Origin of the sequence: Acinetobacter tibetensis (assembly GCF_023824315.1) — a bacterium.
In the GTDB taxonomy this organism is placed as follows: Bacteria; Pseudomonadota; Gammaproteobacteria; order Pseudomonadales; family Moraxellaceae; genus Acinetobacter; species Acinetobacter tibetensis.
In genome coordinates this window covers 1,876,367-1,896,264 of record NZ_CP098732.1, presented here as the reverse complement: position 1 = coordinate 1,896,264, position 19,898 = coordinate 1,876,367, and the positions used below count along the sequence as shown (strand labels likewise).

Annotated in this window: 19 protein-coding genes and 1 pseudogene; 12 read left to right on the top strand and 8 right to left on the bottom strand. The window is 38.2% G+C overall.

What is annotated here, in order from left to right; all coding sequences use genetic code 11:
- Positions 1 to 61: 61 nt before the first annotated feature.
- On the top strand, positions 62 to 532 hold the full coding sequence (locus M5E07_RS09240) for a hypothetical protein (RefSeq protein WP_252218650.1): 471 nt from the start codon (positions 62 to 64) through the stop codon (positions 530 to 532).
- Between the two features lie 98 nt (positions 533 to 630).
- On the opposite strand, the gene M5E07_RS09235 is transcribed toward M5E07_RS09240, so the two are convergent.
- Positions 631 to 1,848 carry a tyrosine-type recombinase/integrase gene (locus M5E07_RS09235; RefSeq protein ID WP_252218648.1) on the bottom strand — a complete coding sequence of 406 codons (1,218 nt, stop codon included), beginning with the start codon at positions 1,846 to 1,848 and terminating at the stop codon, positions 631 to 633.
- 164 nt (positions 1,849 to 2,012) lie between these two features.
- Here M5E07_RS09235 and M5E07_RS09230 point away from each other — a divergent pair.
- Positions 2,013 to 2,255, top strand: a pseudogene (locus M5E07_RS09230) (DUF159 family protein); the annotation flags it as partial.
- A gap of 46 nt (positions 2,256 to 2,301) precedes the next feature.
- Here M5E07_RS09230 and M5E07_RS09225 read toward each other — a convergent pair.
- On the bottom strand, positions 2,302 to 2,766 hold the full coding sequence (locus M5E07_RS09225; protein WP_116758978.1) for a MarR family winged helix-turn-helix transcriptional regulator: 465 nt from the start codon (positions 2,764 to 2,766) through the stop codon (positions 2,302 to 2,304).
- 758 nt (positions 2,767 to 3,524) lie between these two features.
- On the opposite strand from M5E07_RS09225, the gene M5E07_RS09220 reads away from it, so the two are divergent.
- Positions 3,525 to 5,057, top strand: a complete 1,533-nt coding sequence (locus tag M5E07_RS09220; protein ID WP_252218646.1) for a TerC family protein — start codon at positions 3,525 to 3,527, stop codon at positions 5,055 to 5,057.
- 98 nt (positions 5,058 to 5,155) lie between these two features.
- Here M5E07_RS09220 and M5E07_RS09215 read toward each other — a convergent pair whose 3' ends face one another.
- The gene (locus tag M5E07_RS09215) at positions 5,156 to 6,019 is read right to left on the bottom strand and encodes an alpha/beta hydrolase family protein (RefSeq protein ID WP_252218644.1); all 864 of its coding nucleotides are present in this window, start codon (positions 6,017 to 6,019) and stop codon (positions 5,156 to 5,158) included.
- A gap of 138 nt (positions 6,020 to 6,157) precedes the next feature.
- On the opposite strand from M5E07_RS09215, the gene M5E07_RS09210 reads away from it, so the two are divergent.
- A complete protein-coding gene (locus M5E07_RS09210) occupies positions 6,158 to 6,589 on the top strand; it encodes a hypothetical protein (RefSeq protein WP_252223769.1) in 432 nt (143 codons plus the stop codon).
- Positions 6,590 to 6,635: 46 nt separating this feature from the next.
- Here the strand turns inward: M5E07_RS09210 and M5E07_RS09205 are convergent, their stop codons facing one another.
- Positions 6,636 to 6,878, bottom strand: a complete 243-nt coding sequence (locus tag M5E07_RS09205; protein ID WP_016167708.1) for a hypothetical protein — start codon at positions 6,876 to 6,878, stop codon at positions 6,636 to 6,638.
- A 493-nt stretch (positions 6,879 to 7,371) separates the two neighbouring features.
- Complete coding sequence (gene brnQ, locus M5E07_RS09200) at positions 7,372 to 8,664, bottom strand: branched-chain amino acid transport system II carrier protein (protein WP_116758981.1); 1,293 nt, start codon at positions 8,662 to 8,664, stop codon at positions 7,372 to 7,374.
- Between the two features lie 325 nt (positions 8,665 to 8,989).
- Here brnQ and map point away from each other — a divergent pair, with 325 nt between their 5' ends.
- Entirely contained in the window at positions 8,990 to 9,787 is a 798-nt protein-coding gene (gene map / locus M5E07_RS09195) for a type I methionyl aminopeptidase (protein ID WP_252218642.1), read from the top strand.
- A gap of 248 nt (positions 9,788 to 10,035) precedes the next feature.
- On the opposite strand, the gene M5E07_RS09190 is transcribed toward map, so the two are convergent.
- A complete protein-coding gene (locus M5E07_RS09190; RefSeq protein ID WP_116758983.1) occupies positions 10,036 to 10,935 on the bottom strand; it encodes a LysR family transcriptional regulator in 900 nt (299 codons plus the stop codon).
- Positions 10,936 to 11,072: 137 nt separating this feature from the next.
- On the opposite strand from M5E07_RS09190, the gene M5E07_RS09185 reads away from it, so the two are divergent.
- Complete coding sequence (locus tag M5E07_RS09185; protein WP_116758984.1) at positions 11,073 to 11,393, top strand: hypothetical protein; 321 nt, start codon at positions 11,073 to 11,075, stop codon at positions 11,391 to 11,393.
- A gap of 43 nt (positions 11,394 to 11,436) precedes the next feature.
- On the opposite strand, the gene glnG is transcribed toward M5E07_RS09185, so the two are convergent.
- Complete coding sequence (glnG, locus tag M5E07_RS09180; protein ID WP_116758985.1) at positions 11,437 to 12,912, bottom strand: nitrogen regulation protein NR(I); 1,476 nt, start codon at positions 12,910 to 12,912, stop codon at positions 11,437 to 11,439.
- On the bottom strand, positions 12,899 to 14,008 hold the full coding sequence (gene glnL / locus M5E07_RS09175) for a nitrogen regulation protein NR(II) (RefSeq protein ID WP_016167714.1): 1,110 nt from the start codon (positions 14,006 to 14,008) through the stop codon (positions 12,899 to 12,901). Before glnL ends, glnG begins: the two co-directional genes overlap by 14 nt.
- A gap of 351 nt (positions 14,009 to 14,359) precedes the next feature.
- On the opposite strand from glnL, the gene rimO reads away from it, so the two are divergent.
- From rimO to ispC, 6 genes are all read left to right on the top strand, one after another.
- On the top strand, positions 14,360 to 15,703 hold the full coding sequence (gene rimO, locus M5E07_RS09170) for a 30S ribosomal protein S12 methylthiotransferase RimO (RefSeq protein ID WP_116758986.1): 1,344 nt from the start codon (positions 14,360 to 14,362) through the stop codon (positions 15,701 to 15,703).
- A gap of 49 nt (positions 15,704 to 15,752) precedes the next feature.
- A complete protein-coding gene (gene pyrH / locus M5E07_RS09165) occupies positions 15,753 to 16,481 on the top strand; it encodes a UMP kinase (RefSeq protein WP_016167716.1) in 729 nt (242 codons plus the stop codon).
- 79 nt (positions 16,482 to 16,560) lie between these two features.
- Positions 16,561 to 17,115: a ribosome recycling factor gene (frr, locus tag M5E07_RS09160; protein WP_116758987.1), complete on the top strand. Its 555-nt coding sequence runs from the start codon at positions 16,561 to 16,563 to the stop codon at positions 17,113 to 17,115.
- Positions 17,116 to 17,120: 5 nt separating this feature from the next.
- Positions 17,121 to 17,873, top strand: coding sequence for a polyprenyl diphosphate synthase (gene uppS / locus M5E07_RS09155; protein ID WP_116758988.1), 753 nt, complete (start codon positions 17,121 to 17,123; stop codon positions 17,871 to 17,873).
- 3 nt (positions 17,874 to 17,876) lie between these two features.
- The gene (locus M5E07_RS09150) at positions 17,877 to 18,701 is read left to right on the top strand and encodes a phosphatidate cytidylyltransferase (protein WP_116758989.1); all 825 of its coding nucleotides are present in this window, start codon (positions 17,877 to 17,879) and stop codon (positions 18,699 to 18,701) included.
- Positions 18,702 to 19,898, top strand: a complete 1,197-nt coding sequence (gene ispC / locus M5E07_RS09145; RefSeq protein WP_252218640.1) for a 1-deoxy-D-xylulose-5-phosphate reductoisomerase — start codon at positions 18,702 to 18,704, stop codon at positions 19,896 to 19,898.

Sequence of the window (19,898 nt, the reverse complement as noted above, 5' to 3'; positions counted from 1 at the left end):
TTTTTTACGCTCTTAGTGATAAGATTAATATCATCCCACAATTTCATGCAAAGAGCAGACAATGTGGTTATTACTCTTTTTTTTGTTCATCATAGCCATTACTTTTTTTGTGATGGTTAACTCAAGTGAAAACTTCAAGTTATCAGGCAAATTCAAGCATATTCAAAAAAATAAATTCCAGCATGAAATTATGAATGGTGCACCCTATCAAGGGGCTTTTATTGAAATAATTGGTCCTAAACTAGGCGATTCTGTAGAAATAGTAGTTACAGCATTTTTAGTAAGAGATTTTAGTAATAAGGATAATAAATGCCGAGTAATGGTCCTAGTGAATGACTTGAGGCTAGGCTATCTTTCTGAAGAAGATGCAGTTAAATTCACTAAATTATTAAAGTTAAATAATTTATCCAAAGACTCAGGCATCAATGTGCAGGCTTTAATATACGGTGATTGGTCTAAGGAGGGGGTACATGAAAATTTTAAAATTAACCTTAATATTTCCAAAGACCTATCTGATTCTGAAATTGAATAATCATCATTAGTTATATTGTTTCAATCGACATAAGAATCCATATGTTTCATCTATTATATGCACATGCTTGATGTGAAAATATAACCAGTCTTTCATTTTTATTCTTTCCAACTATCAACAATATCAGCCCAATCTTGCATCATTTTTGTACGATCCTTAAGCCATTTAGCATGATCATAAGTTGCTTTGACTTTATCACCTTTGACATGAGCAAGCTGAAGCTCAATCCAATTCGAATTATAATTTGCTTCATTTAGATCGGTGGATGCTGTAGCTCTAAAATCATGCATTGTAATATGATTTAATCCCATATTTCGAAATGACTGATTCAAAGTATTTGCTGCAATCATGGTATTAGGTTTTATACCAGGAAAGATATATGGGCTATCTGGGTATGCTAAAAATTGGGCTTTTAAAATTGTAATAACTTGGTCGGATAAGGGGACGATATGAATACGGTTCTTTTTCATATTTCTCTTTCCTGCCAGTAAATCAGATTTAGTTACAATTGGAATTGTCCAAGTGCGTGCTTCAAAGTCTATATATTCTTTTAAAGCTCTGCGAATCTCCACTGTACGGAGCATTGTATAGATGAGAGTTTTTAAGGCATTCTTGGTGCTAATTGCGCCAGAATAATTATCAATTTTAGACATAATAATTTTGCGGTCTTTTGAATTAACAGGTTGAGCATTTTCAGCTTCTGGAGATTGAATATAGCCACGCAATGCATATGTTGGGTCATTTACAAGCTTGTCTGAAATAATGGCGTACTGCATGACTTCAGCTATATGTTGTCGAACTAAAATTGCTTTCTTTTCACCAGTACCCTTCCCAGAACGCAAGACACGGGAAAGAGTATTATCCATAATATTCTTAATATCAACAGAAGTTACATCTTTAATTGGTTTATTACCAATAACTGGAAATATATCTATTTCATATGAAAGTTCACGAACATAAAGCCAATTATTAGACTTCATGGCCTTTTTATGATTGCAATATTCTATTGCGAGAGCACTAAATGTTTCTTCTTGAGATTGCAGTGCCTCTAGTCGTTCATTTTTCTTGAATGCTATTGGATCTATATTTTTTGCAAGCTGCTCTCTTATTTCAATTACTTTAGATCTTGCATAGGACAGACTAATTTCAGGATATTGCCCAATTGTGAGCATTTGCGGTTTATTTAGGAAACGATAACGAAAGCGCCAAAATTTTTTCCCTGTTGGGCGCACTTCAATACATAAACCTGAATGATCAGCGATTCGGTATAGTTTTTCTTTGGCTTTTAATTGCTTGATTTTTAGATCGTTTAACATGATGTGAGTAACAACCATTATGGTTTAAAAAAGGTTACTCACGATATTACTCACAAATAAAAGTAATGTCATGTCACACAAGGTTATGCATAGTAAGTGTATCAATTTAATAAAATCATATAGATACAAAGAAAGGTAATTAAAGGTTAGTCAAGGTTTCATCAATGTTTGATATGGATGCAATAGATCATCCTATGATGAAAGAGTTTCATGAACCTGGTGATGTAAAACGATCAATTGTCGTCATTCCGCATGAGCATCTTGATCATTGGTTAAGCTTAAAACAGCCACATCAAATGACTCAATTTATGCAGGGATTTCCTGTCGAAGCGTTTGAGTGTTCACATGTGCCTAAAGCAAAAATAGAAAAGCCAACACCTCAGTTGAATATGTTTGATCTTTTCTAAATATAAAAAGGGTTTCTATTCAGAAACCCTTTTTATATTTTATAAATTAACGATTCAGATTGTTAAAAATGTGCTTCAAGCTATCCATCATTTTTTCAATCTGTAAAGGGGTTAGACCTTCAAATGATTGTTCAAGTACAGCGCTAGTCAAATCATTGATTTTATGTGTCATTTCATTACCCTTTTCCGTAAGGATGACCCGTGTTATACGCGCATCATCTTCACATGAATAGGTGTTAACCAAGCCTTCGTCCTTAAGGCGATAGACAATCTTTGTCGTCGTAGACATTTTGGATACGACCATATCAGAAAGATCAGATACGCTGGCGTTCGGTTTGGATTTTAAAGCAAGTAAAATACGACGACGAGAATTATCTAAGCCGTACTTTTTTAGGACTTGATCGACCTTTTGCACGTGTTGTGAATAAACCTGAGTTATCCAAAAAAAAGGAAAGTTTTCTAAGGTGAAGTCATCGGTGGTAGGTAAAAACTTCGCATACTTTTTAGTCATATGTGATTCCAAATATTTATTTTTATATTGCTTAATTTTAGGTGAGACATGACACATTAGGCAATATAATTGTGATTAGGTTTTCAAAATACAGTTTGTGTATCTGAAGTGATTTGATGACGAGTTACACCCGAGGGAGTTTAAATAGCTGCTCTAGGTCTAAATGAGTATGGTTTTGGTGCAAATTAAGAGTGCACATTAGGGGTAGATAAAAGGTCAATCCTGTTCCTTTTGTCATAGCAACCAATCCTGTAAATCAATCTGGGTTGAATAGGCAATTCATTTACCGTACATATTGAGTAATAAATAAACTGATATTCCATATAAGTTTTTCATTTTAGTATAAAAAAATGTTTTGAAAACTAGCTTTGTTTACAAAACATTTCTGTCATTTAAAACATTAATCTAAAAAAAAGATATATTTAAATGCTAAATAATTAATTAAATCAATAATTTAATTCAAAATGAATCCTTAAATAGGTTGAGTTAAATCATCTGTGACTATTCAGTTTTTTTGTTTTGTTACAATCAACTCGGTCAATGTATTTGAATTGTATCAATGGATAATATTTTAATCTTTCTTGAAAATCAAATCTAATAAGTTGATATTGTAAAAAAAATTAAAAAAGTAATTACAATGCAAAAAGAGTATGCATAATAAAACCATCTATTGTTAAAAAGAGGTTTTACATGGATCCGTCGCCGTGCAGGTCTAGCTTATTAAAGTTTTGCCTTGAGTTAATCGAGGTGCACCAATAATGGAATTTTTATTAGATCCAGGAATTTGGGTTGGCTTACTTACTCTAATTGTATTAGAAATTGTTTTAGGTATTGATAACCTAGTCTTTATTGCCATTTTGGCAGATAAACTTCCACCAGAGCAGCGCGATAAAGCGCGTGTTATTGGTCTTTCTCTCGCATTGGTTATGCGATTGGGGTTGTTATCCGTTATCTCGTGGTTGGTTACTTTAACCAAACCGCTCATTCAAATTGCCGATTTATCTTTCTCAGGGCGTGACTTAATCTTGCTCTTCGGTGGACTGTTCTTGGTCTATAAAGCTGTGACCGAGTTGCACGAGAAAATGGAAGGTAAGCCTGAAATTAAATCAACATCTTCAGTTGTTTATGCAGGTTTCTGGGCAGTCGTAGCGCAAATTATTGTACTTGATGCGGTCTTTTCTCTAGATTCGGTCATTACTGCCATTGGTATGGTAGATAATATTTATGTGATGATGGCGGCGGTAACTATTGCAGTAATTGTGATGTTAATTGCATCTAAGCCACTCACTAGCTTTGTAAACCGTCATCCTACAGTTGTTATTCTGTGTTTAAGTTTCCTATTGTTAATTGGTATTAGTCTAATTGCGGAAGGATTCGGTTTTCATATTCCGAAAGGTTATATTTATTCGGGTATTGGCGTGGCAATTTTGATTGAAGCCTTTAACCAATATTCCCAGCGAAATGTGGCGAAACATGAATCTAAGATTCCATTGCGTCATCGTACCGCAGATTCCATCTTAAAATTAATGGGTGGAAAAGTTGAACCTTCGCATATGGATGCCGAGCAAAGCGAAGCTCAGGAAGCCTTTGCGGCTGAAGAACGCTATATGATTGGTGGAGTATTAACTCTGGCAGAGCGTTCAGTTGCTTCAATTATGACGCCTCGTAATCAGATTTCATGGGTTGATTTAAATGATACTCCTGAAAAAATTCGAGAGCAGGTGCTTGCAGTACCACATAGTTTATTTCCCGTCTGCCGCGGCAGCTTGGATAAAGTCATTAGTGTGGTGCGTGCCAAAGAATTGCTTGATGTGTTGGATGATGGTGATGAAGCTTTAAAATCACTGATTAAACGTCAGCGTCCAATTTTTATCTTTGAAAAGATGAAAGTGATTGATGCCATTAATACGTTAAGAACATCAAAAGGTTCATTGGTTCTGGTCACAGATGAATTTGCCAATGTAAAAGGCTTAATTTCTCCACTAGATGTTTTTGAGGCAATTGCAGGTGAATTCCCTGATGCTGATGAGCAATTAGACTTGGTCAAAATTAATGATCAAACATGGAAGGCTTCTGGCATGTTGGATTTATATCAACTTGAGCTTGAACTCGGTGTTTTTGATTTAGTTGAAGATGATGCTGGTTATATGACTGTAGCTGGTCTGATTCTGGATAAGGCGCAAGGCGAAGTTCGAGTTGGAACTCAGCTTGACTATCAAGGTGTTCATTTTGAAGTTACTGAATTAGACGAAAATCGCATAAAATTCGTGACAATCATTTATCGCCACTGAGTTATGTAATGATGAAAACGCCCGAACAATCGGGCGTTTTTTATGGAATAAAAAGCCATCAAGCTGGATTGGAAATAAAGGCAGCTTGATGGGGAAAACTAAATATAAAGTTGCTGTTCAATTAAATCCCAAATATTACGATGTGATTTGCGGAACATTTGCATATGACCAATGCTTTTGTGTTGAAATTGCTTTGGTTTGAGTTCAATCATCGCCGTTGCAGCATTTGGGTAAAGGTTGAGTAGTGCTTGAACATTGGGGTGAGTTGCAATTTCATCGTCTGATGCCCAAATTGCAGTAATGGGGCAAGTTATCTGGCTATGGTAATCAGGAAGTCGTTGTTTCTTTACCGCATGCATCACATAACCTTGTGTACCACAAAATTCAGCCCATTGTTTTGCAACATTTTTGGGGAGGTTTTCACCCATTCCAATCATCTTGGTGGCGCCAAACCCTTTGAGTTTGCTCGAAATTGGGAAAATGACATTGAACATAATGGGTGCAAGGAATTTGGTTTTACCTTTTAAGCTGCGGACATGACCTGTTGATCCTGCAACAGCAATGATTTTGGCGACTTTGTTGTAATTTGATGAAATACCAAGGAGTTGTCCACCTGCGCTATGGCCAAGAAGAATCACTTTTTCGGCTTGAGTTTGTTCTAACAAACAATCAATTGCGGCTGTAATATCTAATTGCCCCCAATCGACAATGGTTGCTTCAGATTGGTGCAATGGGCCATGCAATGAAGCGCCAATTCCTCTAAAGTCAAAACACATGACAGTATGTCCAAGACTATTTAGCCATTCTGCATAAGCGTGATAAAACTCTTTCACGATCCCAGTGGCAGGGCAAATCAGAATGGGGAAGGTTTTGTCGGAATTTATTTGATTTTGATAGAATTTTGCACTTAATTGATAGCCATCAGCACATTGTATTTGAATCGATTGAGGTTGAGTGTTCATAAGTACTATGTATTTGCTGTTTTAGATTACTTTAACCAAGTTCTAAAAAGAAACTTATTAAAAGTATGACTTAGAAGTCAGAAAATTCATATTTAAGAAGGGTAAGGAGGGGCGGTGTTTGATCATTTTTCAATTGCTATGAAATTGGCAATTCTTTTTAGTGGTGTGTATTTGTGGTTGGGTATGTTAACAGGGGTTTGGAAATACTGGCAGATTAGACATTCTACTCAGGCAAGAGCACATTATTATGTGGATATCGCGCATAGAAGTAGCTTGTTGTATGCATCTGCAAGTTTGATTTTGGCTGTGCTTGCTGAATTTTCTATTTGGTCAGAAATGTGGAATCTGATTTTTGTGGTTATTAATTTGATTTTCTTTAGTGCATCAATATTGAGCTATGTGTTGCATGGTTATTTAAAAGACACCACGAATCAATTTAAAGTACCACATCAATTGGGTAAAAAGGTTTTACCACGAACGATGATGACTTTAGCGATGGTTTTACTGGTGGTAGGTGAACTGTTTGCGACGGGAATGTTGGTACTAGGTGCGGGACTTAATTTATTTTAATTATTTATATACTTTTTTAAAGATGGATGAATAATCATCCATCTGTTCAATCGAAATTCTTAGATTTTTTCTGGGCACGGACTTTTTGATCAATGACAGCCCAACTGTAAAATGCTGCAGAGACGAAAAGAGCGTATGCAAAATATTCAGCTTTCAGATGCCCTTGAATAAGTCCGTGAAAAAGCAAAGTAAGCATAAGTGCCACAGTTGTACTTAAGTACGTGACCATATTCTTGTTTGCTTTTAGAGCGTTAATGAAGACTTGCTTGTTGAAATGTAATGATAACATCTCCATCCCTCCTAATGAATTTGACCTAAACCTAGTGTTTCGGTCGGATTGGTTACTAATGTTGTACTGTGAATTAAAGGGTATTTCAATAGCTAATACCGTTATTTTTTCATTAAATTTTCACTAATATTGCAATTTGTATGGTGAACTGTTTATTTTATGAATAATTCATATTTTATTAGGTAATAATTCCCTGTACATATTGTTTTGATCAAATATGTCATCAATATGATATTCATAACCCTAACACTTAGCCTACTTCTATATTTGAAAAAGCTTAATAGTGCTTAAGTCGTATAAAGCAAAAAATAGACCAAAGAAGTTGAATTTGGCAAAAGCGTGTAACTTGAAGGGGGATTTAGGCATGCAGGGCATGGTATTGCATGACTGCGAAAAGTAAACAATAAAAGTTGATTTGGGTAAAACCGACATTTATTGGTCACATATAAAATCAAATTTGGGTAAAATTGGATTTTAATTACAAATTGAAAACTTATTTTCTAAATTTGTCGCAGATAAGAGCAATAACCAAGACCAGCAAAGATGGGATTAACCATGCAAGATTTTGTTCATTTAATGGTAGATGTTGAACAAATTCTGGTAAGAAAGAATTGAGTTCTGCTGCTTTTAAACCTTCTAAAATTCCAAAGATAAAAGCGATTGCGGTTACTGGTGCAATAATTGCTGGAGGGTTTTTCCAGAATTTTGCGAAGAAACTGAGCATGATCACCACAATTGCAGGTGGATAAATCGCACATAACACAGGCACGGATACCGCAATGAGTTTGGTCAAACCTAAATTAGAGATCAGGAGTGAAAAACCAACCAAAACAAATACAAAAATTTTATAAGGAATTTGAGTTAGTTCTGAAAAGTATTCGGCACATGCACAAGTCAGGCCAATTGCAGTCACCATACATGCAAGGAAAATCATACCCGTAAGGAAGATTGAGCCTAAGTCACCAAAAGCATGTTGCACATAAGCATGCAAAATAACGGCGCCATTTGCTGCATTTGGTGCGACTTCATGACTTCCAAGGCCAAGTTTAAACAAACTGAGATAAACCAGCGTTAAACCAACACCAGAAATAAGACCTGCGATAACTGCGTATTTTGTAACTAACTTTTTGTCAGTGACACCACGTGAGTGAATGGCATGAATAATGACGATACCAAAGACCAGAGCGCCAAGCGTATCCATGGTGAGATAGCCATTTACAAAACCTTCAGATACTGGGCTGCTTGCATAATTATGAATAGCAGGAGGGATGTAACCTGCAGGGATTAAGAATGCTGCAATACCTAGTATGGCTAAAGAGATAATTTTGATCGGTGCGAGGAAGTGACCGACAGTATCCAATAATTTGTTTGGATAAAGTGAAACCAGCGTCACTATTGCAAAATAGATAATGCTGTAAATCAGCAAACTATTGGGTGAAGTACCAAAATATGAGGAAAATCCAATTTCATAAGAAACAGTTGCTGTACGGGGTGTAGCGAAGAGCGGACCTACAGCCAAATAACAAACAATTGTTAAAATTAAACTAGCAACTTTACCCAGTGGAGAGCTGAGTAGCTGAATTGAACCTTCTACACGTGAAAGTGCAATGATGGTAATAACAGGTAAACCCACTGCGGTGACCAGAAAGCCAGCAGCGGCTAGCCAAACATGTTCACCCGCTTGTTGGGCAACAATAGGAGGAAAGATAATATTGCCTGCCCCAATGAACAGAGCAAAGGTCATAAAACCCAAGGCAATAATATCTCTAGTACGAAGATTCGTCATGTTGAGAGATGCATTGACTAAAAACAGGCGATTTTAGTAGAAAAATAAGGACTTGGGAAAATTTTTTATATGTAATATGAATTTTTTTTATACAAACTTTTGTGTAGTTTAACTAATGGTTGAATTATATGGCTGAAAATTGATGAAAAATTACTAAAGAGTCTGTTTAGAAATTTATAAGAAAGTTAGATGGGCGAGGTGTTGTGCACTATTTGGGAGTCTTCATTTTGATATTGTTAAAGGTGTTCTGATTTCTGAATTATCGCTCGCAACATTTTTAAATGAAAAGGATTATAATGCCTGCATTATTTAAGAGGGTGAGGATATGCTGGCTTCTTCAGTAGTGATTAAAACTGAGCAGGATATTGAAAAACTACGTGTGTCAGGGCGTTTGGCTGCACAAGTTTTGGCAATGATTGGTGAGTATATTAAGCCTGGGGTCAGTACTGAATATCTGGATGACATTTGTCATGATTATATTGTAAATACCTTAAATGTGATCCCTGCAAATATTGGTTATTACGGTTATACAAAAACAACATGTATTTCGCCAAATGAAGTTGTTTGTCATGGTATTCCTTCTGCAACCCATATTTTACAAGATGGGGATATTATCAACATTGATGTTGCAATTATTAAAGATGGTTACTTTGGTGACACGAGTCGTATGTATTATGTGGGGAGTGTTAAGCCAGAAGCTAAAAAACTGGTCGATACCACGTATGAGGCCATGTTAGCAGGAATTAAAGCAGTTAAACCCGATGCAACATTAGGGGATATTGGTTTTGCTATTCAGTCTGTTGCACAGCGCGAAGGGTTTAGTATTGTTAAAGATTATTGTGGTCATGGTATAGGCAAAGTTTATCATGAGCAGCCAAGCGTCTTACATTATGGTAAGCCAGGTCTAGGTTTGAAGCTTAAAAAAGGCATGGTGTTTACTATTGAGCCAATGGTAAATATCGGTCGTGGCAGCGTAAAAGAACTTCAAGATGGTTGGACGGTAGTCACTACAGATAAGTCACTGTCTGCCCAATGGGAGCATATGGTTGCGGTAACAGATACAGGGTTTGAGTTATTGACGCCTTGGCCAGAAGGGACTGGGGATTATCCAGAAATTAAGTGACAACTCAATTAAATTGAATTTAGACTTAAGTCGAAGTTTCTTATTTGTTCGTTAATATTAATAGTTAATTTCGATCTTTGTTTTGCTTGAGCTATAGTCTTTCTAGGGTGTGTGATTTTTGAGCGAAAATATTAATCGTTTTTTTATCTTTGATCGAATTAAGATCAGTCTATAAAATGCACTCCAAGATTCTCGCTGTAGTTTCTTATTTCAAGCTTATCCTCCTCGGATAAGCTTTTTTTTGCCCTTTACTTATGTGCTAAATGCTCAACCAAGTAATCAATAAAAACTCGTACAGCAGGAAGTTGCCCTCTGCGAGATGGATAGACTGCGTGGAATATACCATGAGGTGCTTTCCATTCAGGCAAAACGCGTACGAGTTCTCCTGTTTTAATAAAATCTTGTGCAATCGAATCTGGTAGTAAGGCGATGCCGCAGTTTTGTCGAGCCAGTTGTGCCAACATCATTAAGTCTGAACCCATGACAACGGGATTCACCTTGATTTTCTTTTGATGATTCTGGTTGTCATGTACAATAATTTGCTGATCAAGATGCTCATCGACCATACTCAGTATGTGGTGATGGGCTAAATCTTCAGGTTGTTTAAGCTCACCAAATTCATTGAGATAGGCTTGACTCGCAAATAGATGCTGCTCAATTAATTCAAATTTTCTCAAGATAAGACTAGGGTCATCATCAAGATTTGATCGGACACGTAAAGCTAAATCTATACCTTCATTAATTACATCAACCCGACGATTACTCACCAGAAGTTGAACCTTAATTTCTGGATATTTTTTGAGGAAATTAGGCAAGATCTTGGTCATTTCATTTTGAGCAATCGAGACGGGGAGACTGACTTTAATCACACCACGTGGTTCTACACTTAAATGATCCACCAAATCATGAGCTGCTTGAGCGGCATTTATCATGACTTGAGCATGTCGATAAACATTCATGCCAATTTCAGTCACTGCAAAATGACGTGAACTACGCTGAATAAGTCGCACGCCTAAGCGTTCTTCTAAATTATAAACGCGACGACTGAGTTTTGATTTAGGAATGTCTGTAGCGCGTTCTGCCGCACTAAAGCCTCCGTGTTCAACCACCAATGCAAAGCAATAAAAATCATCGAGATCAGATAACATTTATAATTCCATTTATGCAACAATTTTTAGAATTTAGAGTTAATGTTGCATATTGTCAATTTTTAATCGTGGGTCTTTCATGTAATTTTGCTGTTGAATCTATTAGACTGCAATTAAGTGATTACAGTTGAAAAAAGATGTACCAACAAATTATTGAAATAGATTCAGCAGAAAGTAATATTAGTTGTCCAATTTGTCAGCAGGCTGTTGTAGATTGGACACAAGAGCAATATATCCAGCCATGTGAACATACATTATTTATTGCAATGGATTTGGGCTTTGAGTTTGTATCTGATCGTTTTGAAGAAAAAATGTCACGTTCGGTGGATCAAATTCATGATGATGAAGCTGCGAATATATATGAAGAAATTCAGAAAGTTGATTTTGAGCATGCCATTCTGGTGCGTTCAGAATTGGGGGTAGAGAATATGTATCGTTATACTGGCTTTGCAGTTTAGTTATAAAAAACAGCTCCATATAAGGAGCTGTTTTTTTTAAGGATTAACCTTCTATTTCTTCTTCAATATCATCATCTGCTGTATCCATACCAAGTTCTTTCAGTTTGCGTGTCAGGGTATTTCGCCCCCAACCTAAAAGCTCAGCAGCATGGCGTTTGCGACCACGAGTCTGTTGTAGTGCAGCATTAATGAGTGTGCGTTCAAACATTGGTGTCGCAATATCAAGAATCTTCATTTCACCATTTTTAAGCTTTTGAATTGCCCATTGACCGAGTAATTCATCCCAGTGATGCAGTGAAATACGGTCAAAATGAGAAGTAGTCGCATGTTCTGATGCTTTCTCAATCGGAATTTGTTTCAGTTCAGAAGGCAGATCTTCTGGGTAAACTTCACGACCTGTAATCATGACCGTAAGCCAGCGACAGGTATTTTCCAATTGACGCACATTACCCGGCCAAGGAAGTTGCTGCATGTACTCTTGTGTTTCTAGGCGCAAAATCTTCGGACTGACCCCAAGCTCTTTACCTGCACGTGCAAGAAAGTGCTGTGCTAGCATTGGAATATCTTCGCTACGATGCGCCAGTTTGGGAATATGAATGCGAATGACGTTAAGACGGTGATATAAGTCTTCGCGGAAACGGCCTTCATTGACTAATTTTTCGAGGTCTTGGTGTGTTGCTGCCACAATACGGACATCGACCTTAACAGGAATGTGACCACCGACGCGATAGAACTCACCATCTGCCAAGACACGTAATAGACGTGTTTGGGTTTCGAAGGGCATGTCACCAATTTCATCAAGGAATAACGTACCGCCATTGGCTTGTTCAAAACGACCTTGACGTTGCGTGTTGGCGCCAGTAAATGCACCTTTCTCATGTCCGAAGAGTTCAGTTTCTATTAAGTCTTTTGGAATGGCTGCCATATTTAAGGCAATAAATGGCTTGCTACTACGTGGTGAATGGCGATGTAGCGCATGTGCAACTAATTCTTTACCTGTACCAGACTCACCATTAATTAATACGGTAATATGTGATTGTGATAAACGTCCAATGGCACGGAAAACTTCCTGCATGGCAGGAGATTCACCAATAATTTCTGTAGATTGAATAGGTGATACTGTTTTTGCAGATTCTTGTTGTTGTAGTTTAGTGATGTGCAAAATTGCGCGATTGACTAATGCGAGCGCTTCATCAATATCAAATGGTTTGGGTAAATATTCAAAAGCACCGGTTTGATAACTGGACACTGCTGATTCAAGATCGGAGTGTGCTGTCATAATAATGACGGGCAGGTCTGGATAGTTGTTTTTAACTTTAGCTAAGAAAGTCAAACCATCAATTCCTGGCATGCGAATGTCAGTAAGAATGACATCGGGCGCGTCAGTTGCCAGTTGATCTAAAGCGGATTGTGCTTCTTCAAAGCTAGTAACATCAAAACCTTCTTCTTTGAATGTTTTTTCTAGCACCCATCGCATGGCGCGATCATCATCAATTACCCATATTTTATTTCGCGACATGGTTAGACTCCCAAGGTAAATATAAGCTAAATACTGTTTTTCCAGGAATAGATTGGCATTCAATCATTCCGTTATGTTGGTGCATAATGTTTTGTGCAATACTCAGACCGAGACCAGTGCCTTTAGCACGACCAGTCACAAGCGGGTAGAACACGGATTCCAAAATTTCTTCTGGAACACCCGGCCCGTTATCTTCAATATCAACACGAACTGCAGAGCGGTTGAGTACACCATTAATGGTGACAAGACGTTGAATTCGAGTTCTTAAGACCAGTTCTGGTTGATGTTCGGTAAAGAAATCCTTGTTTTCCATCATGGCTTGTACGGCATTAACACTAATGTTCAGCATGACTTGAATCAGTTGATCACGATCTGCTTTGACTTCAGGTAGTGATAAGTCGTAATCGCGTGTGATCTTAATTTTCTTTTTGGTCTGGTTGGCAATGAGTGAGCGAACACGTTCTAAAGGTTCATGTACGTTGACTGGTTCATAACTCGGTAATTGACGAGAACCCAACATGGTGTCCGCAAGATTACGAAGGCGATCAACTTCGCTAATAATAATGTCGGTGAATTCTGAATATTCTGGATTATTTAAACTGCGGGCTAAAAGTTGTGTTGCACCACGAATGCCGCCTAAAGGGTTTTTAATTTCATGTGCCACCCCACGAATTAATTGTCGAGCGACTTGATGTTGCTGAATTAGATTTTCTTCTTTGGAGATTTTCAGCATCCGATCAATCGGATTAAGCTCAATTAAAAGTAAGGGATGGTAAGGTTTACCTGCATTGAGTTGTGAAACCGTGTAATCCACATGAATGTCTTTAAAGTTGACGTTAATTGTAGCTTCACGACGTGTATACGGTTGACCCGTTGCTAAAGTGTTAAATAATGCTTCTTCTGTATTAAATTCATCGTTTGGCATATGCAGCAAATTTAGGACAGGTTGCCCATTTGCTCGTAATAAACTCATATCAAACAAAGATTCACATGATGAGTTTAAGTAAAAAATATTAAGTTTACTGTCGACAAGCAAAATCGCGGTGGTCAAATTGTCCACCAAAACGCGATAGTCGATAGTATGTGGCTGATCCATTAGCGAGGGTATCCTGTATTAAAATGGCGCAATGGCATCTTCAAAAAGCAATTAATAGTCCAATATTGGAACGCAATTGATGCATATTAAGCAAAATGCACGCCAACTTTAAATCTAGGGGGTCAAAGTTGAACCTTTATTAAAAAAATGCGCTGAAATTGGACTTTATTAAAATTGTAAGCCGAAGATATAAAGTAATTAACTTTTAAAATGTATCAAAATGGTGCAAATGTAAATATGCAAGGCAAACAGTGGATTAATTTTGGTGCATTACACAAAGAGTCGGCTTCCCACCTATTTTTATCAATCGAAAAGTCTTACAATACGCGCATTCTAGTGGAGCGCAGATTCATGAAGTCCCCCAAAGTCGGTTTTGTTTCTTTAGGTTGTCCTAAGGCATTGGTAGATTCTGAACGAATTTTAACTCAGTTAAAGACTGAAGGTTATGATGTGGCATCAGATTATGATGGTGCTGATTTGGTTGTTGTTAATACCTGTGGTTTTATTGAATCTGCAGTACAAGAATCATTGGATGCAATTGGCGAAGCAATGAGCGCCAATGGTAAAGTTATTGTGACAGGTTGTTTGGGTAAAGACGAAGATAAAATTCGTGAAATGCATCCGAATGTCCTAAAAGTCACAGGTGCGGCAGCTTATCAGGATGTTATGGAAGCGGTACATGAATATGTTCCAGCACCGCCAAAGCACAATCCTTTTATTGATTTAGTGCCAGAGCAAGGGATTCGTTTAACCCCGAAACACTATGCGTATTTAAAAATATCGGAAGGATGTAACCATCGTTGTACCTTCTGCATTATTCCAAGTATGCGTGGTGATTTGGTTTCACGTCCAGTTGGTTCAGTTTTAGACGAAGCGGCTGCGCTTAAACGCGCTGGTGTAAAAGAAGTGCTCGTTATCTCTCAAGATACTTCCGCTTATGGTGTAGACACCAAATATAAACTGGATTTCTGGAACGGTCAGCCAGTTAAGACCAAATTCTATGACATGTGTGAAGCCTTGGGTCAATTAGGGATCTGGGTTCGTTTGCACTATGTTTACCCATATCCGCATGTGGATGCTGTTATTGACTTAATGGCTCAGGGTAAAATCCTACCGTACTTAGATATTCCTTTTCAGCATGCCAGTCCGCGCATCTTAAAATTGATGAAGCGACCAGCCCATAGTGAAAATACATTAGAGCGCCTAAAATTATGGCGCGAAAAATGTCCTGAATTGGTGATTCGTTCAACATTTGTGGTTGGTTTCCCTGGCGAAACTGAAGAAGATTTTCAAATGTTGTTAGATTGGTTGAAAGAAGCGAAGTTAGACCGTGTTGGTTGCTTTACTTATTCACCAGTTGAAGGTGCTACGGCTAACGATTTACCGGATCACGTACCTGAAGAAATTAAGCAAGAGCGTTATGAACGTTTTATGGAAGTTCAGCAGGAAATTTCAGCCGCTAAGCTACAAAAGCGTATTGGTCAAGTCATGACAGTATTGGTTGATGATCTTGAAGAAGAGTTTCCTGTTGCGGTTGCACGCTCATATGCGGATGCACCTGAAATTGATGGGAACGTCTTTGTAGAAGATATTGATAAAAATCTGATTAAACCAGGTGCTCTGCTTGAAGTTGAAATTACTGATGCAGACGAATACGACTTGTTTGCTAAGTTGATTCAAGTGAAATCAGCTTAAGTAAATCCATATATAGAAAAATACAGATTAAGTAAATTTGGAGTTTGGAATGTCAGATTCAAAGAATCCACGCTATTCACGCATTTTGCTGAAACTTTCAGGTGAAGCACTTGCGGGCAACAAAGACATGGGTATTGATGCACAAGTGCTAGATCAAATGTCTTTATCTATTGCACATTTGGTTGGACTTGGTGTGCAAGTTGGTATTGTTGTCGGTGGTGGTAACTTATACCGCGGTAGCCAGCTACAAAAAGATGGCTTGGTTGGTCGTGTAACAGGTGACCAAATGGGTATGTTGGCAACTGTAATGAATGGTTTGGCAATGCGTGATGCATTGGTACGCCGTAACATTAAAACACGTTTAATGTCAGCATTGCCAATTGGTACTGTGGTGGAATCTTATTCTAGCCGTGATGCCATTCGTCACCTGACTCAAGGTGAGGTATGTGTATTTGTTGCAGGTACGGGTAACCCGTTCTTCACGACAGATACTGCAGCTTGTTTACGTGGTATTGAAATTGAAGCTAGCCTTATCTTAAAAGCCACTAAAGTTGATGGTGTCTATAATAAAGACCCAAGCAAATTTGATGATGCTGTTAAATATGACAACTTAACATTCGATCAGGTATTGGATGAAAAATTGGGTGTTATGGATTTAACAGCGATTTGTTTGTGCCGTGACCATCATGTACCGCTTCAGGTATTTGATATGAACAAATCTGGTGCGTTACTTTCAGTGGTTATGGGTGAAAAAGAAGGGACTCACGTTACGAACTAATGTACGTGAGCCAGAAAGCTCTTTATACTACACGCTATTTTAGTAATGATATCTTTTAGAATTAAGTAAGGAAGATCATATGATTAACGATCTTAAAAAAGACGCAGAAGACCGTATGAACAAGTCACTTGACTCGTTGGAACATGGCTTTGCAAAGGTTCGTACTGGACGAGCGCATCCATCCATTCTGAACGGTGTAATGGTTCCTTACTATGGCTCTGATGTGCCTTTAAATCAGGTTGCCAATGTCGGTGTTGAAGACTCTCGTACACTATTAATTCAGCCATTTGAACGTACAATGGTTGCTGCAATTGATAAAGCGATTCGTGAATCAGACTTGGGTTTGAACCCTATTACCGCTGATGCGATTCGCGTACCAATGGCAGCTTTGACTGAAGAAACACGTCGTGACATGCAAAAAGTCGCACGTAACGAAGCTGAAAATGCGAAAGTAGCAATTCGTAATATCCGTCGTGATGTGTTGGGTGATATCAAAGCATTGTTGAAAGAAAAAGAAATTTCTGAAGATGATGAGCGCCGTGCAGGTGAAGATATCCAGAAAATCACCGATAAATTCGTTGCTGAAGTTGAAAAACGTCTAGCTGCAAAAGAAGCCGAATTGATGAAGGTCTAAAATTAATGACCACATCTGAAGACGCTACACATCTTCCAAAACATGTTGCCATCATTATGGATGGCAACAATCGTTTTGCCAAAAAAATGCAAATGCAAAAGGGTGCGGGACACCGTGAAGGTAAAAATGTCCTAGATCCAATTGTTGAGCATTGTCGAAAAAGAAAGATTCAGGCTTTAACCGTTTTTGCATTTTCAAGCGAAAATTGGAACAGACCTCAGTATGAGGTGGATTTGCTGATGAATTTGTTGGAAGAGACAATTCATGAGCAAATCCCGCGTATGGAAAAATTTGAAATCGCCTTACGATTTATTGGTGATCGTTCACGCTTGTCTCCGCATTTACGTGAGTTAATGTTGCATGCCGAGCAAAGGACTGCTAAGTTCACTCAAATGACTTTAACCATTGCGGTAAGTTATGGTGGCATGTGGGATATGGCGCAAGCTGCGCAGCAAATTGCTCAAGAAGTTAAAGCTGGTAAGCTTGAAGTGGCGCAAATTAATGCTGATCTGGTAGGACAGCATATTAGTATGTCAGATTTACCTGCTGTAGATTTACTCATTCGTACAGGTGGGGATTATCGACTGTCGAATTTCTTGCTTTGGCAAGCAGCGTATGCAGAATTGTATTTTACTGAAACGTTATGGCCTGAATTCGGTGTGCAAGAGTTCGATCATGCACTTGAGGTTTTTGCAGGGCGTGAGCGTCGTTTTGGTAAAACATCTGAGCAAATTCAACAAGATAAATTTGAGAATTAATAAATGTTAGAGCGGATTATTACCGCATTGGTATTGGTGGCAGTTGTACTTAGTTGTATGTTTGCTACGCAATCTCAGTATCCAATGTTGATACTGATGATTGTTGCCGCTGGGGTTGCTGGTTATGAGTGGTTTAAGCTCATGCCGAGAAAAACAAATCATATTATTAAGCCTTTTGCATGGTGCTACGGTATTGTTACTGCAGCATTGGCAACTTTAGCTTTGTATTTTAAAGATATTGCACTTTTATTGTGGTGTGCATCAATTTTGTCTTGGTTGGTGAGTGTTTATTGGGTGAAAAACTACCCAGAATACGATGGTTGGTATAATAATAGCCTCTATTTCTCAGGATTTATTCTTATTTCCGCTGCTGTGACTGCAATTTTTGCGCTATGGGTAAGTTCGCCATGGTGGTTGATGTATCTGTTCTTGTTGGTTTGGGGGGCAGATAGCGGTGCATATTTTGTTGGGCGTAAATTGGGTAAGAAGAAACTTGCACCAGATGTGAGTCCAAATAAATCTGTAGAAGGTTTATACGGGGGTATCTTAACGTCAATGCTTATTGTGGTTGTTGTTGAGGTTTTATATCTGGACTTAACGTTAGCACAACATATTTTATTTCTGATTCTCTCTATAGTCACTGTGTTTAGTTCGGTGTTAGGTGATTTGTTTGAGTCAATGATTAAGCGCCGTGCTGGTATTAAGGATTCAGGTCGTATTTTACCTGGGCATGGTGGTGTGTTGGACCGTATTGATTCATTGCTTTCTGCAGCACCTATATTTGCTGCGGGTATGTATGTGTTAAAACTAATTGGCGTAGATTTGTAAATGTCACAAGCTGTTTGTATCTTAGGTGTAACGGGTTCTATTGGTCAAAGTACCTTAAAAATACTGCAACAGCATCCTGAAGACTATTCTGTCTTTGCAATAACGGCATATAGTCGAATTAAGGAATTGGTGCAAATTTGCAAACAGTTTCGTCCTAAAGTTGTGGTGATTCCGTCTGCTAAAGAGCTAGAGTTACTACAACTTTTTTCGCAAGAAAATATTAACGACATCGAAGTCTTATTTGACGAAGCAGGCTTGGAAGCTGTTGCATGTCATCCAGATGTTGATGTTGTTATGGCGGCCATTGTTGGGGCGGCAGGTTTGTTACCGACCTTGGCGGCTGTTAAAGCGGGTAAGCGAGTATTACTTGCCAATAAAGAAGCTTTAGTCATGTCTGGTGACTTGATGATGCAGGCTGCGCGTCAGCATCAAGCTTTATTATTGCCCGTAGACTCTGAACACAATGCAATTTTTCAGTGTTTACCAGAACAATATTTGAATGTGGAGCGTAATGGTCAGCCTAAACTGGGTGTTTCGCGCATTCTACTAACAGCATCGGGTGGTCCATTTCTTCATCATTCTCTAGATGAGTTGCGAAGTGTTACACCTGAACAAGCCTGTAAGCATCCAAACTGGTCAATGGGTCAGAAAATTTCTGTAGATTCTGCGACTTTGATGAACAAAGGGCTTGAGCTAATTGAAGCATGTCATCTTTTTGCAATTTCAGAACATTTTGTAACAATTGTTGTGCATCCGCAGAGTATTATTCACTCCATGGTGCAATATGTTGATGGTTCGACATTGGCGCAAATGGGGAATCCAGATATGTGTACCCCAATTGCACATGCTTTAGCTTGGCCTAAGCGTATTAATACCCATGTTCCTGCTTTGGATTTATTTGTAAATCATCAACTTGATTTTCAAGAGCCAGACGCAACACGTTTTCCTGCACTAACTTTGGCTCGTCAAGCCATTCAAGCGGGGGGCTTAGTTCCTGCAATTTTAAATGCGGCGAATGAGATTGCGGTGGCATCTTTCTTGCAAAAACAGATTGGTTTTACCGATATTCCAGTAGTAGTTGAACATACGTTGAATCGGGTTGAAAATGGTTCTGCGGATTCAATAGATTTAATCTTACAAGCGGACTCAACTGCCAGATCTATTGCTCAGCAGTTTGTAAGCAGTAAAGGAAGCTAA